Below are 15,631 nucleotides of genomic sequence, written 5' to 3' on the forward strand. Positions count from 1 at the left end.
CGCCACGGCGCTGGCGATATGGGCCAAGACTGGATAAGCTTCGCTTGGTAAGGGGTTCCCTAAATAATTTCAAGGATTGCGCATGCGAACTAAGCGCAGTTTAGTACAAATTTATCTGCTGAGCCTAGTCGCCCTGTCCGCGATTCCGCTATCTATTTTTGGCTATATCTGGATTGCCAAGGAATACGATGGCTTTCATACCCAGAGCGAGGCTTTACGCACCACCTATATCGAATCCCGGCGCGAATTATTGCGTCGGGAGGTCGATAAGGCGGTCGAGTACCTGGATTTTAAGCGCTCCCAGCTCAACCGGCAGCTGTATCAGGACCTTCGTCAGCAGGTCGCCGTCGGTCTGGCGCTGATCGAGAATACCCGTAAAGAGTTCAAGACAGAGAGCAAAGACCAGCAGCTGGCGCGCCTGCGCAGTACGATGTCGACCTTGAAGTTCCTTGGCAACAAGGGGTTTTTCTTTCTTTTCGATGAGGCCGGCAAGCCGCTGCTCGCGCCGATGCATCCCTGGGAGTCGCGGCGCATTACCGATGAACAGGCCCTGAATTCCTTTGTTAGTCAGATTGTCGGCGCGATTGGCGACAAGCGTTATGACTTCGTTGAGTACCGTTTCTCCCAGGCGGGATCGGGCTTTCAGAACGAGCGCAATTTCAGCTTTGTGTATCACTACAAGCCCCTGAATATTTACATGGGGGCCAGCGTCTATCTGCATGACGAGATGGACCGGGTGAAACAGGAGGTGATCGAACGGATTGCCGCGGTGCCCATCGATCCCAATAACTCCATTCTGTTTATTGTCGACGCCGATGGTAAGCAGTTGGTCAATGCTTACGATCCCGAGCAGGTCGGCTCATTGATGCCCGGGGTGATCGACGCCAGCCGTAAGGTGAGCGGCAAGGACAACAGCCTGTTCACAGAGCTGAGCTGGTCGGCCGGTGACGCCGGTAATAAGCCCGTGGTCTCCTATCTGCGCCGTTACGAGCCCTGGGGTTGGGTGCTGGGGTCCGGCGTGTTTCTCGATGAACTCAACGTCCGGCTGGAAACCCAGCGCGCAGACCTGCAGGAGCGGGTCAACGAACATATCCGCTTTATCGTGATTATTGCCTTCTTGCTGATGGTGCTGTCGACGGTGGCCGCCCGCCTGATGGCGCGCAGCAGTGCCCGGGGTTTCGACATCTTCCAGAAGTTTTTTGCCGATGCCAGCAAGCGCTCCACCGCCATTGATATCAGCCGACTACCCTTTGCTGAGTTCCAACACCTGGCCGAAGACGCCAACTTCATGGTGGAAAAACGCAGCCAGACTGAGCGGGCACTGAAGCTGAGTGAGCGCCGCTTCTCCCTTGCCCTGGATGCTGCCCAAAACCACCTCTGGGACCTGGATTTGCAGACCGGTTACGTGACGGTAGCGCCGAGTTTCTTTCGCATGTTGGGCTACGAGGTTCCCGCGCAGAATTACGCGGTGGGCGCATTCAAGCACGTTGCTCACCCCGACGATATTCACATCATCGCCTCGGCGGTGGACAGCTGGCTTGGCCTGGCCACCGGTAACAGTGTGGAGTTTCGGGTGCGCAACCGGGCCGGCGAGTACCATTGGATTTATAGCCGGGGCGACGTGGTTGAAAGTGACGCCCAGGATCAGCCGGTGCGGGCTATGGGCATCATGACCGACATCACCGAGCGCAAGCGCATGGAGCAGGAACTGGTCGATGCCAAAATCGCGGCCGAAGATGCCCTCCATGCCAAGAGCCAGTTTTTGTCGAGCGTCAGCCACGAATTGCGCACCCCCTTGAATGGCGTACTGGGTTATGCCCAGCTGCTGCAGCGGGAGAATGACCTGCCCAGTGGCAGCGAAGAATACCTGCGCGCCATTGAAAACTGTGGCAAACACCTGCTGAACCTGATCAATGATGTGCTCGATCTGGCCAAGATCGAAAGTGGCAATATCAACATTGTCCGCCGGCCTAACAATATTGATGACGTGGTCACCAGCGTTGGCGATATCGTCGGTCAGCGGGCCAAGTCCAAGGGCCTGGATTTTGTCCTGGATGTGGCGGCGGACGTGCCCCGCAATGTGGAAATTGATGAGGTTAAGCTGCGTCAGATTCTGGTCAACCTGCTGGACAATGCGGTTAAGTTTACCCGTCAGGGTAAAGTGGAATTGAAGCTTCGGGCTGATCCGGCTCAGCAGCAGTTGCTGTTTTCGGTTACCGACAGCGGTATCGGCATTCCCGAAGACAAATTGCGCGATGTGTTCGAGCCATTCCGTCAGGTGAATCCCCGTGATGGCCAGGGCACCGGCTTGGGCCTGTCTATCTGTCGCCGACTGGTAGAGGCCATGGGCGGCAGTTTGAACCTGCGCAGCGAGTACGGTCGGGGTAGTACCTTTTTCTTCGATATTCCGCTGATCGAGGTAACCTCGTCGCTGGAGGATATGGCGGCCGAGCGCAAGACAGAAAAATCCTCCCCGGCAGCCCCGGAGGCGCAGTTTGATAACCCAGCCATTATCGTGGCCGATGACGTGGCCGTGAACCGCCAGGTATTGATCGGGATGTTGAGCGATATCAGTAGCGATATTCGCGAAGCGGCCAATGGGCTGGAGGTGGTGGCCCAGGTGAAGGAGCGGGCGCCGGAACTGATTTTGATGGATTTGCGTATGCCGGAAATGGACGGCCTTGAAGCGACGCGAATTATTAAAAAGAAAATGGCCTGCGATGACGTGCAGGTGGTGATGGCATCGGCGACCACCGATGAAGCGATGATGAAAGAGGCGACTGAGGCGGGGTGTTATGGATTTTTGCCCAAGCCCATTGGTATGGATGCGCTGATGGCGATTCTTGCCGAAACCTGTGCCCGGCCAGAACAGCGTGCAGTGGCCCCCGTGGTGCCCTTCCCCTCGGGGAATGCAGTAGCGCTGCCGCCGGATAGCGTTAGCACCTCGCTGCAGCAAGCCATCGATCTGGGCGATATTTCTGCCTTGGGCGAGCAATTGCAGGCGCTGCGCGCATCACACCCAGAGCTGAATGCCTTTGTTGAGCAGGCGGAGCGGTGCCTGCGCAATTTTGATTTTGACGGTATCTCGCAGTTGTTAAGCGAGCTGGCTCAGGGGGCGCCAAGCGATGATCGCTGAACGCGGTGGAGAACAGGTCCTGCTGGTTGATGATAACCCCACAAACCTGCAGGTGTTATTCAAAACCCTGGAGGGCAGTGGTTATCGCTTGCTGGCAGCACGGGATGGCGAAGCGGCGCTGAAGATCGCGCGCAAAGCAAAGCCCTCTCTCATCCTGCTGGATGTCATGATGCCCGGCATCGATGGCTTTCAGGTCTGTGAAGCGCTGAAGGGCGACCCCGAAACCGAAGATATCGCCATCATCTTTCTGTCGGCGCTGACTGACAGCCAATCCAAAGTACATGGCCTTGCGCTGGGTGGTGTGGACTACATCGCCAAACCTTTTCAGTCCGACGAAGTGCTGGCCCGGGTGCGCACCCACATCAAAATTCATCGGTTAGAGCGGGCGCTGGCGGCGCGCAACGTCGAGCTGGAAGATGAGAACCTCAGTATTCTCAATGCGGTTGAAGAGGGCATTATTGGCCTGGATGAAGAGGGTCGCGTTAGCTCCATCAACCGTCAGGCCCTGGCGCTGATCGCCTGGCCCGAATCCGATGTGCTCGGTGAGCCGCTAAAATCCCTGAACTTGTTTGCAGCCAGTGAACCGGTATCTGCCGGCATTGAGGCGCTGATCAATGAAGGGGTGCCACTGCGCCGGGGCTTTGTGGATTTGCACCCGCGACACAGCAGCAAGCCCATTCCGGTCTCGCTCAGTGGGGCGCCCCGTCAGGGCGGGGCGGTGTTGGTGTGGCGAGATGTGCGGGAGTGGCTCAGCAGTCAGGAGGCCCTGCGCACAGCTCGGGAGGAGCTGGAGAGCCAGCGCCAGCATCTTGCTCATATCGAACGCCTCAGTACCGGTGGGGAGATGGCGGCGGGTATTGCCCATGAGGTGAATCAGCCGCTTACGGCAGTGGTGAATTACGCCAGGGTCTGTCAACGCTTACTAACGGCGCCGGCCGGGCTGGATACAGCCAAAATTCATGATGTGCTGGAGAAAATTACCACCCAGGCTGAGCGCGCGTCGGCGGTGATTCAGCGCATGCGCACCTTTGTTAAGAAGCCGGTTGGTGGTCGCCAGATTCTGAACGTGAATGAGCTGTTGGCCGAAGTAGTGGCGCTGGCGGAGGTGGATTCGCGGACCCACGGTGTCGAGATTCATTTCTCTTCGCAAAGCATCAGCCATCCTATTCAGGCCGATGAAGTGCAGATTCAACAGGTTGCCCTGAACCTGTTACGCAATGCCATCGAGGCCAGTGCGGCCAATGAGTCGATCAAGGGGGTGCGGCTCGATACTTTTGAATCCGGCGTGCTGGTGGGATTCAGCGTAACCGACTGGGGCAAGGGCCTCGACCCGGAAATCGAGAAGCAGCTGTTTGCGCCCTTTGTGAGCTCAAAAGAGGGCGGCATGGGGATCGGTTTGTCAGTTTCTCAGTCAATCATCCAGGCCCACGGTGGCGATATCAGCTATCGCGCTAACCCGGAGGGCGGCGCAATTTTTACCTGCGAATTTCCGGCCCATCAGGACTGATGAGTGGGGAGCAGCGTCAAGTGGACCTGGGTGGTGAAACACTCACTGTCACCATCAAACGCAGCGCTCAGCGTCGGCGGCGATTGTCTCTGTCTCTTGATGCAAAGGGCGAGGCGCTACTGCGGGTTCCGCTGAAAACGGCTAACAAAGATATTGAGGCGATGTTGGAGAAACATCGTGACTGGCTGCACGACAAAACCCGGGAGCTTCACCGCTATCGGCAGGCGAACCCGGCGTTGGCCTTTGTCAGTGGTGAAACCCTGACATTACAGGGTAAGACGCTGCGCCTGGAGGTCAATGTTGCCCCCGGGGCGGTGCGCTGGACGGTAGTGGATGACCGCCTTATGTTGCGAACTCCCAACCAGGATCGGGATGTATTGATGACCAAGTTGCAAGCCTGGTATCGGCAGCAGGCAATGGTGGTCTTTCCCCAGCGGCTGGCGCTGTGGAGTGAGCGCATCCCCTGGGTTGAGGGGGTACCGCCACTGCGGGTGCGGCAAATGCGCTCCCGGTGGGGGAGCTGCAGCAGCAAAGGGGGGATTTGCCTGAACAGTGAGTTGATCCGGCTGGATCCCGAATTGCTCGACTATGTGATTGTTCACGAGTTGTGTCACCTGCAGGAGTTCAATCACAGCCCGCGCTTTTACGCGCTGATGGCCCGTCACTTTCCAAACTGGCAACACTGCCGCGAGCGCCTGGCCAACACGAGCCTTCGCGCGCTGGTGTAGCCGACTTTCCTGCCCGTCGAATCGCTCCCGGGGCTGTAGTAGTATGGCCTTTCGCCGACAATGGCGGCGGAGACATCTGAGCGGGTAAATAATAATGAAAACCGAAAGCTGCGCTGAGCAAGGCGCCATTCAACAGAAAACCATCTGTGATCATCCGCGATTGCTGCGCTGGGTTCATCGCACCTTTGCCGGGGGCTTTGGCCTGCGCGGTTGGCGGTTCGAGCAGCGCCTCTCTAGTGCGCGCAAATATGTGCTGATTGTCGCCCCCCACACCAGCAACTGGGATTTCTTCCTGCTGGTGGCTATGGGCGCGGCGCTGCGGCGCAAGGTGCATTTTATGGCCAAGCACAGCCTTTTTATTGGCCCGTTTGGGCCGCTGCTGAAGTGGTTGGGCGGTATTCCGGTCGATCGTGGTCAACGCCATAACTTTGTTGAACAGATGGCCGCTGAGTTTAGTCAGCGCGACGACATGGTCTTAATTATTACCCCGGAAGGCACCCGCGGCCGGGTCGAACAATGGAAGTGCGGCTTCTACCACATCGCTCATGGGGCGGGAGTGCCGGTGGTGGCCTTGGGCCTGGACTACGGTGCGCGGCAGATTCGGATTGTCAGTGAAACCCGAACCACTGGTGATCTTGAGGCCGACCTGAGGGTGATTACGGCTTCGTATCGGGGCGTCGTCGGTCGTCATCCCGAGTTGGATGGCTTTGCCCGAGGCGATTAATCCGGTTTTTTCAGCGATTCCATAATACGGGCGGCGGCCTGGTCGTCGCCACGCCACAGTCGCCGGGCGATTGCTGCACCGGTTTGGCGGCTGCGATTCAGATGGCGTACAAAGCGCCGGCAGTGTTTGCAGATCATCAGGTGTAGCTGGACCTGGAGTTTTTTTGCGGTGCTGGTGTGGCCGTCCAGATGATCGCTACCTAGTGCTGTGACATCGCGACATTTCAACATTCGCCGGTCTCCTGATAATGGTCCACCACCTGCAATAACTTCAGTCTGGCCCGGTGCAATAACACGCGTACATTACTGTCGCTCAGGCCCAGCAATTCGGCGATTTGCTCGAGCGGGCTTTGTTCTACATCGCGCAGCAGGAATACAGCCTTTTGTTTTTCCGGCAGCACCGTGAGGGTGTGCTCGATACAGCGTTGCAGCTGGTCTTCCTGCAGCATCAGTTCGGGTGTCGCAATATCCCAGCGCGAGGGCGGCTCGCGCCAGTGGCCGCTGTCGTCAAATCGCTCCCCGGCCATGGCCGCTGGCAATTCGTCGATATCACCGATGCTGATATGGCGCTTCTCTCGCCGCAGCCGGGATTTGGCTTCATTGCTGACAATCTGAATCATCCAGGTGCTGAGACTGCTGCGCCCCTCAAAGCGGGGAATGGCCCGATAAATAGAGGCCCAGGCCTCTTGCACCACATCCTCGGCAAAAACGTCGCCGACGATGGAGCGGGCGACAATCTGCAGACGGCGGTTGTGCTCGCTGATCAGCTCGGCGAAGGCGGCGTTGTCTCCCTGCTGCAAACGCAGGATCAAAGCGGTTTCATCGCTGGCGGAGGACACTGGGGCTTCCCTGGGAAATGAGCACACTAGTGTCGGCCAAACCGGCCCGAAAAGGCAATGCCGGCGCGGAGCAGAGAGGGTTAGCGGCTGCATGACCAGCGCCGGCTTAGCCAGTAATCCACGCTAACGTAACGGCCGCCGCCCAGTTTGATCAGCGCCAGCAGCATCAACAGATAGGTAACGGCAAACTCGATGCCGTTGTTGAGAATCACAAACTTGCCACTGCTGGTGAGCCACTGATAGTTGCCGTGGCTGCGCAGAATTTCCCGGGCCGCTTGCAGTTTTTCGGGTGCGGCCATGACCTGGGCGTTGGCAAAGGGCGCGCTGGGATCGGCGATGGCCTGCCAGCCGTTGGGCAGGTGCACGGTCAGTGCGGCAACCAGCATGGTGATGGCCAGCGGAATGGAAATCCAACGGGTGGCCAGGCCGAGCAATAAGAGGATGGCGCCGCCGACCTCGGCGCTGGTGGCCAGTGCCGCCATCAGCCAGGGAAAGGGCAGGCCGAGGCCCCAATCGGGGTTGCCAAACCAGGCCACGGTATCGCTGAAGTGATTGAGCTTATTGCTGCCGGCCATCCACATGACGGGTACCAGATAAAGGCGCAAACCGAGGGCGGGCAGGCCGTCAATATGTGACGTGGCCCGGCAGAATTTTTGATACGCCAGACACAGACGATCCATGGCGGTTTTCCTTGCGTAGAGAGGTGACTTCTCTGAGACGAGGAGCGCTCCCGAGTGTTACATCGGCGCCAACAACAAATTTTTAATTATTTTTTGGTGGCGATGTAACGTGGGGTCAGCTAAAACATCTATCAAGCGGTGCAGGCAAATCTGCGCGACGATAATGCAAGGCGTAGTCCCTGATCATTTTGCAAGTTCACTAAAAGGAAGCTCCACTATGAAAAAGTCTATCGGTGTACTGGGTGCGGCAATGGTCGCTTCTTCTCTGGCGTCTGTGGCGATGGCCGACAGCACTGCCAACCCCTTTGCTGCCAAGCCCCTGAGCAGTGGCTACCAGGTTGCTGATCATGGCGATCACGAAGGCAAATGCGGTGAATCCAAGTGTGGTGAGTCTAAGTGTGGCGAGTCCAAATGCGGTGAGTCCAAGTGTGGCGAATCCAAATGCGGCGAAGCCAAGTGCGGTAGCGAGTAATAGCGCCATGTTGCCGCCCCATGCCAATACTGCGGGGCGGCTTTCTCTTTGGCAGCGCCCGCCCTTTCACTTCTGCCCCCTAGCAACGTTTTTCAACCCTGCCTTTTCCGGCAGCCCCTCTAGTGCCCTGTCCGGTAAGTTCGTTGTACATCAGAGCCTACAGGATACGTTGTAACAAGGCGCGATCCGCAGGGAATACTGGTTGTATTTCCAAGGGTCGCAACGCTGTTGCAGCGTATCCTGTAGGCTCCCAGAGGGCGCGCCAGCCAAGGCTCCTGGCTGCGTTGCGCCTTTTGACAAGGGCTACGGCCATTGCCTGCAAGTCGCGCCTTGCCACGAGCCTTGGCTGGCACGCTGATAGACAACGAACTTACCGGACAGGACACTAGGTCGTGCCCATCCTCGAAAGAACGGTTGTCCCCGCTGGCTTAATTCGGGTATAGCGGCTTCAGCGCTGTGTTGTCTGTCGCCTGAGGTTTTTCTGCCAGGCGTTTGCGGCAGCGTTCTACCCCGTCAACAAGGCCCTGGGTATCGACCGTAACATCACTCCCCCGATACAAAATCGCGTCGAGCTGGCGACAGGCGCTGGCCAATTCCGGGGCCTGGGTGGCCAATTGCTGCAGATTGAGCGGCCGGTCGAAGGCGGCGTGTCCCCATTCCAGTAGCGCGCTGCGAATAGGCGAGGGTGCTTTGCGCTTGCAGGCCTGCTTTAGCGCCTTGAACGCGGCCTTCTCGTTGGGGCTGGTGGGCGCAGTGACGCGGGTGCCGCTGGCCTCTTCCCGGGGTGTCCGGCGGGCGGCCAGCCACAACCCGGCGAATATCAGGTTGCCGAAGGCCAGGCCAGCGACCAGCCACCAGCCCCAATGGGGCCATGTGGTAAAGGGGCCGGGGGGTGTTGGTCCTGGCTGCAACTGCGGCGGGCGACTGGTTTGGGGCTGCGAGTTCGGCGTGGCGGGGCCTGCAGTAGTGCCAACAACCTGGATTTTGCGGGCGGGCAACACCGCGACCTCCTGGCGATTTGTTTCGGTGTTCCACCAGGGGATGCGAATCTCGGGTAATTCGTAGCTGCCGGGCTGGGTGGGAATGATCGCCACCGACTCGACCCGCTGTCCGGTCCAGGGGCCGGATTCCGGGTTTTCAATACTGGGCTGGTCTGGATAGAGCTTGGCATTGGCAACCTCGCTCGGCGGCAGGGCCGGCAGTTGGTTGCCGAGCAGACCCTCAGCCCTGAGGGTGATGGTGCGGGTAACCGAGTCACCGACCTCGATGCTGTCGGGGGCCTGGCTCCATTCCTCGCTGATGTCGACCTTCTTGGCGGGCAACCATACCTTGCCGGTGAAGGCATCGGCGGGGGGCATTACCCGCACCCGGTGGGCGGTGCTGCGTTTGACCACGAGACGGCCGGGGTCGAGCATGGACTGGCGGTAGCCCTCCACCCGTGCCTGCAGGGTCAGCGCGGGGATTTCCAGCTCGCCGCTGTGCTGGGGATAGATGCGAAAGTGGCGCTCGATAACCTGGTAATAGCGCCCCTCGATCGTGGTCTGATAGCGATCTTCACCAGCAGACTCCACCACCGCGCCTTTGACCTCCAAGGGCTCCAGCGAGGCCTCCAGGAAATTCACCGACGTTAACACTCTAACCGTGTAATCCAGTTGCGATTGAACATAGCCCCGGCGCGGCGTGACATCGGACTCGAGATAGACCTGCTCGCTGCCGGTTTTCTTCTGGGCCGGTGCCTCACTGACGGTAATGGTAATGGGCCGGGTTTGATACTGGCCGAGGGTGATCGACGGAATGGCCAGGGTGCCCTTGCGCTTGGGGGCGAGGGTGTAGTCCCACTGGCGCAGGGAAGTCACCTTGCCGTTGATAAAGCTGCTGCGGCTGCTTTCCTGTTGGTTGACGATATGAAAGTCGTTTTCCAGCACCTTAATTTCCGGGTCGGCGGAAAAGGTCATGCTGTCCACGGTCAGGCTGAGAGTCAGGGTGTCATTCATGGAGATCTGGTTGCGATCTACCGAGGCGCGCACCTGAGGTTGGGCGCTGGCGCCCAGCGACAACAGGCTGAGAACGATCAGGGCCATGAGCAGGGCGCCGTAGTGTCTGCACCGAGGGCGCGGCAATTGATCAATAGGGTGCATAGGCGTCATCTTCGGTTATTTCCTGACGGTTGCTGCGTTGCTGGGACTGATAGTGGAATTTCCGTTCCAGGAGTCCAGCGGGGTTGTCCGGGATCTTGCGTAGCCATTGTTCCTTGGCTTGCTGGTCTTCACTCAGGGCCTCGTCGCTGGCCACGGCGCCCACCGGCTTTTCGTCTGCGCCATCGCGGGCCTGCTCGCCCTGGTCGAGCGCCCCTTGCTGGGGGGATTGTTCATCGGCCAGATTATTGCGTTCAGATTGCTCGGCGGCGTCCTGGGCATAACGCTCAGCCGCTTCCTGTTGTTGCTGCCGGGTTTGGTCCGTGCTGCCGTCAGCACTATCTGGGCTCGACGGCTGCGGCGACTCCGCTTGCTCGTGTTGATCACCGGGTTGCTGTCCGGCTGAATTCTGGTCGCCTTGCTGTGGGTTATTGGCGTTTTGATCGCCCTGGCCCGGTTGGGGCTGACCCTCGCCACCCTGCTGGTTTTGACTGTTCGGGTTTTGCTCGCCGCCTTTCTCGCCACCTTGCTCGCCGCTTTGCTGCTGGTCGCCTTCACCGGTCTGATCACCGGAGGATTGTGGCTGCTGATTTTGTTGTTGCTGCTCTTGTTGCTTTTTCACCTCTTCCAGCAACTGGCGGTTGGCGTGGGCATCGGCCATGGTGGGCTGCTTTTCCAGCGCTTTGTCGTAGGCGGCAATCGCGCCGTCCAGGTCCCCGGCCTGAGCCAGGGCATTGCCCCGGTTGTAATGGGCATCGGCGGTGTCGCGCTGGGCAAAGGCCTGGGCCGCCTCAGCATAGTTTCCGGCCCGGTATTGGGCGGCACCTTGCCACATCGGGTCGGCAAAGCGCTGGGCCGCAGCAGCGGGGTCGCTATCCATAAGGGCAGCACCCTGCTGATCTGGAGTGCGCCACAAGTTTTGCCACAAGTCCGCCTGGGAGGTCTCGCTGTGACCGCCGAGAACGGCCACCAAAACCACGCTGGGCAACCAGCTGCGGCGGAAGGTGGCCAGGGCGAAGGGCAGCAATAGCAGCACCAGCCAGGGCCCGGCGTCCTGCCACTGATCAAAACGGCGGTCGCCGCTGGCCTGAGTCTCGCTGGGTGCGCTGGCCTGGTTGTTCAGGGTTTCGATGTCGGTATTGTCCAGTGTCAGGGTCTGATAGCGGCCGCCACTGACATTGGCCAGGGTACGCAGATTGTCTTCATCCAGGCGCGGCACAATGATGCCGCCCTGGGGATCTCTGGCGAAGCCACCATCTGGCAGGGGGATGGGGGCACCCTCGGCGGTGCCCACCGCCAACACGGAAACCGGATAGGGGCTATTGGTCAGTACCTTTTTGATGCCGGGCAGCTGGCGGTCGTCAACGCCGTCGGTAATCAGCAGTATCTGGCCATTATTGCCGCGGCCGTTGTCCAGCAAGGCGATGGCGCGCTCAATGCCGGCCTGGGGGTTGGCGCCAATCACCGGCATCATGCCCGGATAAATACCGGGCAGCAGGGTGAGCAGGGTATTGCTGTCATCGGTCAGGGGCGCCACGGTGAAGGCGTCGCCGGAGAATACGACCAGGCCGGTCTGGCCGTCCTGACGTAGGGCCAGCAGGTCGCGCAGTTTGTAGCTGGCTTGCTGGAAGCGGGAGGGTTTGAGGTCCTCGGCCAGCATCGATGGCGACAGGTCCAAGACCACCGCCAAGGCCTGCTGATTTTTGTAGAGGGTCACCGGTGCCTGCTGCCAGGCCGGGCCGAGCAGGGCCAACTGCAATAGCAGGGCAGCAGTGGCCAGGCTGAGCAGGCGCAGGCGAGGGCGGCTGTGGCGCTGGCCCTGGAGCAGATAGGGCAGCAGTGCCGGGTCGATGTAGCGTTGCCAGTGCTGGGCCTGCCAGCGGCCGCGCATCAACAGCAGCAGCGTCAGCAGAAGCAGGGGGGCAGCCCAGATCATATCGGGCCGCAGCCAGTGGAGTTGCGCGAGGTCTGGCATTATCCGCTCCTCCCCATACGGCTGATGAGAACCGAAAACGCCATCAGGATGGCGGCGGCCAGTAGCGGCCATTGCAACAGGGATTTTTGCGGTCGCAGCACTTCGCCATCCTGGATGATGGGCTCCAGCTCGCCAATGGCTTTATAGGCCTCGTGCAGCTCCTCGGGGTTGTGAGCGCGGAAGTACTGCCCGCCGGTGGTTTTGGCAATCGCGATCAGGCTGGCCTCGTCCAGGTCGGCAGAGGGGTTCACGGTGCGGGCGCCGAAGCGGCTACCGAACAGACCGGGCACTTCCATTTCGGCGGCGCCAACGCCAATGGTGTAAATTTTGACGTCTTCGGCGGCGGCCAGCTCGGCGGCCTTGCGAGGGTCGATATTGCTGGCGGTGTCGGCCCCGTCGGTCAGCAAAATCACCACCCGGCTGTCGCTGGGTCGGTCGCGCAAGCGCTTGATGGCAAAACCAATGGCATCGCCAATGGCGGTTTTCTGGCCGGCGAAGCCTACCTGAGCTTCGTCCATCAATTGTTTGAGGGTTTGCAGGTCGAAGGACAGGGGCGATTGTATATAAGCCTGGCTGCCAAACAGAATCAGCCCCAGCCGGTCGCCACTGCGCTGCTCGACGAATTCATTAATCACCGCCTTGACCACTGCGATGCGAGGCAGTGCCTGATCACTGATTTGCATGTCTTCCTGGCGCATGGAGCCGGAGATATCGACTGCCAGCATTAAATCCCGGCCGCTGCTTTCGAGGGTCACCGGCGGGCCGATCCAGACGGGTCTGGCTGCGCCGCTCAGCAAGGCCAACCACAGCAGGCTCGACAGCAGTAGCTGTAGCAGATTGCGCTGGCCGCCGAGGCCCTGTGCTGGCGCATCGAGGGTTTGCAGTCGCTGGAAGAAGGGCACGCGCAATGCCGCGCCGGCAGCGGCGGGGCGCGACAGTAGGTATACCAGCACCGGCAGCGGTGTCAGCCAGAAAATCCACGGCCACTGAAACTCAAACATCGCTGGCCTCCGGCAACGTCTTTTTGCCGGCTTGTGAGGCAGCTGGACGGCTCTTGTCGATCCAGCGCTCGCACTGGTCGAGCAGGGCATCCCGGTCGGTCAGCACGGCATTGGGGTTGTAGGCCGCCTCGACCAGCTCCCTGGCGTTGTCGGGGCTGATGTGGCCGCTCCCGGCCAGCCATTGGGCCCAGGCCAGGCCACTGAGGTGGGCAATGTCCCGGCGTGGATGGTTGTGCAGAGCGACCTGGCGCAGCAGGGGATTAATCTGCTGGGCCAGCAAATGGGGGTTGGTTTGGCGCTTCAATTTACCGAGTTCAGCAATGGCCTGGCGGCGGTGGGCGCGTTGCAGATGGCGTCGGCGAAGCGCCCAGCTGATGGCGACCGCCAGGAGCAAGGTGATGCCAGCAAGCGCCCACCAGCCTGGTGCTGGCGGAAACCAGGAAACGGGTTCTGGCAGGTGAATATCGGCCAGGTGGGCAGTGGTCGTCGGCGCGCTCATGAAAGCCCCAGCTCCCGTTGCAGCGTGGCCAGGAAGGATTCATTGGTGCTGAGTTCAACCTGACGGATACCGGCCAGGCGCAGCTGCTGAGCGAGGTGGTCGCGCTGCTCGCTGCTGCTCTGGGCAAAGCGGCGGCGCAGGGTCTGGCCAATGTCCAGTTGCAGGCGTTGCTGGCCGTCGCTGACGCTGAGCAGGCCAGTGGCCGGTAATTCTCGTTCCATCGCGTCGATGGTGGTCAGGGCAAACACATCACTGTGGCGGCTAAGCAGGTGGAGCTGGCGCAGGGCATCCTCGTCGAGGCCCTGGAAGTCGCTGATCAAAAATACCGAGCTGCCGGGGCGGTTGATGCGTCGCAGTTCTTCCAGTGCGGTGGCCAGCGTGTGGCCGCTGCCAGCCGATTCGCGGCTGTCGGCCAGGGCGTGGTTGTACTCGACGGCTCGATGAATCAGACGCAGTACCGCTCTATGGCTGCGCCGTGGGCGCACCTCCTGGTGGCTCGCGTCATTGAAAATCAGGCCGCCAATGCGGTCGTTGCTTTCCAGGGCGGCCCAGGCCAGCAGGCTCATTACGTGGCAGGCCAGGACCGACTTGAAGCAGCGCTGACTGCCAAAAAACATGTTTTTGCGCTGGTCGACAAAGACCAGTACCGGGCGCTCGGTTTCTTCTTCAAAGACCTTGGTGTGGGCGGTGTTGGTTCGCGCGGTCACCCGCCAGTCGATATGGCGGATTTCGTCGCCACCCTGATATTCGCGCACATGGTGAAAACTGAGTCCTCGGCCCCGCAGTGGCGAGGCGTGGGCGCCGACCTGACGGCCCCGTTTGCGCACCTGCCAGCGGCCCAGGTGACGGGCCAGATGGCGCAGGCGAATCAGGGTTTGCTGGTCTGCCAGCGCGCCATGGGCGCTACCCAGCTCGAGATTTTGCTGCTGGGTGGTGCTCATGCCACCGGCACGACCTGGAGCAGGCGGTCGATTACCCGGTCCTTGGCAACGCCGTCGGCTTCGGCCTCAAAGCTGAGAATGAGGCGGTGGCGAAGCACATCGTGGGCAACGGCCTGAACGTCGTCAGGGCTCACATAATCCCGACCCTGCAACCAGGCGTGGGCCCGGGCGCAGCGGTCCAGGGCGATGGTGGCCCGGGGGCTGGCGCCCACCTCCAGCCACTGCCCCAGTTCGGGGTCTAAAGCTGCGGCCTGGCGTGTGGCGACCACTAGCTGTACCAGATACTGCTCCACCGGCTCAGCCATATGCAGCCTGAGGATTTCCTGCCGCGCGGCCAGAATCTGGGCGGGACTGATGACCTCGGGCTGGGGAATATCCCCCTGGGCCTCGGCCCGCACTCGGCGCAGAATGGTCAGCTCCGCCTCGGCATCGGGGTAATCAACATTCACATGCATCAGGAAGCGGTCAAGCTGGGCTTCTGGCAGGGGGTAGGTGCCTTCCTGTTCCAGCGGGTTCTGGGTGGCCATCACCATAAATAATTCGGGCAGGGGCAGGGTATTGCTGCCCACACTGACCTGGCGCTCCGCCATGGCTTCGAGCAGGGCCGATTGAACCTTGGCCGGGGCCCGGTTGATTTCGTCGGCCAGGACCAGGTTGTGGAAAATCGGTCCGGCCTGAAAGGTGAATTCGCCGGTCTCGGGCCGGTAAATGTCGGTGCCGGTGACATCGCCGGGGAGCAGGTCGGGGGTGAACTGGACCCGCTGAAAGGTGGCGTCAATGCCATCGGCCAGGGTCTTGATGGCTTTGGTCTTGGCGAGCCCCGGGGCGCCTTCCACCAGCAGGTGTCCGTCGGCGAGAAGGGCGATCAACAGGCGCTCGACCAGCGCCTGCTGGCCAATAATATGGGCGTTCAGCCACTGCTGGAGTTGGCTGAGGGCGTGGTCTTGGGTCATGGTGATTCCTTGCTGCATCAATTCTTATGGTTGCTTCAGAGA

General features: G+C 60.4%; 14 protein-coding genes. 5 read left to right on the plus strand and 9 right to left on the minus strand.

The genetic code is table 11. The features are described from left to right. Nucleotides 1–82 precede the first annotated feature (82 nt). The 4 genes from NCG89_RS12155 to NCG89_RS12170 all read left to right on the plus strand — a co-directional run bounded on the left by NCG89_RS12155 (nt 83) and on the right by NCG89_RS12170 (nt 6,095). On the plus strand, nt 83–3,136 hold the full coding sequence (locus NCG89_RS12155; protein WP_251086810.1) for a cache domain-containing protein: 3,054 nt from the start codon (nt 83–85) through the stop codon (nt 3,134–3,136). Further along, on the plus strand, nt 3,126–4,643 hold the full coding sequence (locus tag NCG89_RS12160; protein ID WP_251086811.1) for an ATP-binding response regulator: 1,518 nt from the start codon (nt 3,126–3,128) through the stop codon (nt 4,641–4,643). The genes NCG89_RS12155 and NCG89_RS12160 overlap by 11 nt, the downstream gene beginning before the upstream one ends. Continuing rightward, a complete protein-coding gene (locus NCG89_RS12165; protein ID WP_251086812.1) occupies nt 4,643–5,371 on the plus strand; it encodes a M48 family metallopeptidase in 729 nt (242 codons plus the stop codon). The genes NCG89_RS12160 and NCG89_RS12165 overlap by 1 nt, the downstream gene beginning before the upstream one ends. A 94-nt stretch (nt 5,372–5,465) precedes the next feature. Then, on the plus strand, nt 5,466–6,095 hold the full coding sequence (locus NCG89_RS12170; RefSeq protein ID WP_251086813.1) for a lysophospholipid acyltransferase family protein: 630 nt from the start codon (nt 5,466–5,468) through the stop codon (nt 6,093–6,095). Here NCG89_RS12170 and NCG89_RS12175 read toward each other — a convergent pair. From NCG89_RS12175 to NCG89_RS12185, 3 genes are all read right to left on the minus strand, one after another. Beyond that, nucleotides 6,092–6,325 (minus strand): zf-HC2 domain-containing protein, encoded by a 234-nt coding sequence (locus NCG89_RS12175; protein WP_251086814.1) that lies wholly within the window; start codon nt 6,323–6,325, stop codon nt 6,092–6,094. The two genes, NCG89_RS12170 and NCG89_RS12175, sit on opposite strands and share 4 nt — an antisense overlap. Beyond that, on the minus strand, nt 6,319–6,933 hold the full coding sequence (locus NCG89_RS12180; protein WP_251086815.1) for an RNA polymerase sigma factor: 615 nt from the start codon (nt 6,931–6,933) through the stop codon (nt 6,319–6,321). The genes NCG89_RS12175 and NCG89_RS12180 overlap by 7 nt, the downstream gene beginning before the upstream one ends. 80 nt (nt 6,934–7,013) lie before the next feature. Further along, nucleotides 7,014–7,613, minus strand: a complete 600-nt coding sequence (locus NCG89_RS12185; RefSeq protein WP_251086816.1) for an HvfX family Cu-binding RiPP maturation protein — start codon at nt 7,611–7,613, stop codon at nt 7,014–7,016. A gap of 217 nt (nt 7,614–7,830) precedes the next feature. Between NCG89_RS12185 and NCG89_RS12190 the strand changes: the two genes are divergently transcribed. Further along, nucleotides 7,831–8,085 (plus strand): HvfA family oxazolone/thioamide-modified RiPP metallophore, encoded by a 255-nt coding sequence (locus tag NCG89_RS12190; RefSeq protein WP_251086817.1) that lies wholly within the window; start codon nt 7,831–7,833, stop codon nt 8,083–8,085. A gap of 428 nt (nt 8,086–8,513) precedes the next feature. Here the strand turns inward: NCG89_RS12190 and NCG89_RS12195 are convergent, their stop codons facing one another. From NCG89_RS12195 to NCG89_RS12220, 6 genes are read right to left on the minus strand one after another with little or no spacing between them, the layout of a single operon-like run. Next, nucleotides 8,514–10,166: a BatD family protein gene (locus tag NCG89_RS12195; protein ID WP_251086818.1), complete on the minus strand. Its 1,653-nt coding sequence runs from the start codon at nt 10,164–10,166 to the stop codon at nt 8,514–8,516. A gap of 43 nt (nt 10,167–10,209) precedes the next feature. Then, on the minus strand, nt 10,210–12,195 hold the full coding sequence (locus tag NCG89_RS12200; protein ID WP_251086819.1) for a VWA domain-containing protein: 1,986 nt from the start codon (nt 12,193–12,195) through the stop codon (nt 10,210–10,212). Next, nucleotides 12,195–13,196 carry a VWA domain-containing protein gene (locus tag NCG89_RS12205; RefSeq protein ID WP_251086820.1) on the minus strand — a complete coding sequence of 334 codons (1,002 nt, stop codon included), beginning with the start codon at nt 13,194–13,196 and terminating at the stop codon, nt 12,195–12,197. The genes NCG89_RS12200 and NCG89_RS12205 overlap by 1 nt, the downstream gene beginning before the upstream one ends. Continuing rightward, nucleotides 13,189–13,695 carry a DUF4381 domain-containing protein gene (locus tag NCG89_RS12210; protein ID WP_251086821.1) on the minus strand — a complete coding sequence of 169 codons (507 nt, stop codon included), beginning with the start codon at nt 13,693–13,695 and terminating at the stop codon, nt 13,189–13,191. Before NCG89_RS12210 ends, NCG89_RS12205 begins: the two co-directional genes overlap by 8 nt. Continuing rightward, the gene (locus tag NCG89_RS12215; RefSeq protein ID WP_251086822.1) at nt 13,692–14,636 is read right to left on the minus strand and encodes a DUF58 domain-containing protein; all 945 of its coding nucleotides are present in this window, start codon (nt 14,634–14,636) and stop codon (nt 13,692–13,694) included. The genes NCG89_RS12210 and NCG89_RS12215 overlap by 4 nt, the downstream gene beginning before the upstream one ends. After that, nucleotides 14,633–15,589, minus strand: coding sequence for an AAA family ATPase (locus tag NCG89_RS12220; protein ID WP_251086823.1), 957 nt, complete (start codon nt 15,587–15,589; stop codon nt 14,633–14,635). The genes NCG89_RS12215 and NCG89_RS12220 overlap by 4 nt, the downstream gene beginning before the upstream one ends. Nucleotides 15,590–15,631 lie beyond the last annotated feature (42 nt).

Origin of the sequence: Spongiibacter taiwanensis, from assembly GCF_023702635.1 — a bacterium.
Lineage (GTDB): Bacteria > Pseudomonadota > Gammaproteobacteria > Pseudomonadales > Spongiibacteraceae > Spongiibacter > Spongiibacter taiwanensis.

Bases quoted from the DNA above. Each gene is read 5' to 3' on its own strand.
- NCG89_RS12215 (WP_251086822.1), bottom strand. From the start codon at position 14,636: ATGAGCACCACCCAGCAGCAAAATCTCGAGCTGGGTAGCGCCCATGGC.
- NCG89_RS12175 (WP_251086814.1), bottom strand. From the start codon at position 6,325: ATGTTGAAATGTCGCGATGTCACAGCACTAGGTAGCGATCATCTGGAC.
- NCG89_RS12155 (WP_251086810.1), top strand. From the start codon at position 83: ATGCGAACTAAGCGCAGTTTAGTACAAATTTATCTGCTGAGCCTAGTC.
- NCG89_RS12210 (WP_251086821.1), bottom strand. From the start codon at position 13,695: ATGAGCGCGCCGACGACCACTGCCCACCTGGCCGATATTCACCTGCCA.
- NCG89_RS12220 (WP_251086823.1), bottom strand. From the start codon at position 15,589: ATGACCCAAGACCACGCCCTCAGCCAACTCCAGCAGTGGCTGAACGCC.
- NCG89_RS12160 (WP_251086811.1), top strand. From the start codon at position 3,126: ATGATCGCTGAACGCGGTGGAGAACAGGTCCTGCTGGTTGATGATAAC.
- NCG89_RS12170 (WP_251086813.1), top strand. From the start codon at position 5,466: ATGAAAACCGAAAGCTGCGCTGAGCAAGGCGCCATTCAACAGAAAACC.
- NCG89_RS12165 (WP_251086812.1), top strand. From the start codon at position 4,643: ATGAGTGGGGAGCAGCGTCAAGTGGACCTGGGTGGTGAAACACTCACT.
- NCG89_RS12200 (WP_251086819.1), bottom strand. From the start codon at position 12,195: ATGCCAGACCTCGCGCAACTCCACTGGCTGCGGCCCGATATGATCTGG.
- NCG89_RS12185 (WP_251086816.1), bottom strand. From the start codon at position 7,613: ATGGATCGTCTGTGTCTGGCGTATCAAAAATTCTGCCGGGCCACGTCA.
- NCG89_RS12195 (WP_251086818.1), bottom strand. From the start codon at position 10,166: ATGGCCCTGATCGTTCTCAGCCTGTTGTCGCTGGGCGCCAGCGCCCAA.
- NCG89_RS12205 (WP_251086820.1), bottom strand. From the start codon at position 13,196: ATGTTTGAGTTTCAGTGGCCGTGGATTTTCTGGCTGACACCGCTGCCG.
- NCG89_RS12190 (WP_251086817.1), top strand. From the start codon at position 7,831: ATGAAAAAGTCTATCGGTGTACTGGGTGCGGCAATGGTCGCTTCTTCT.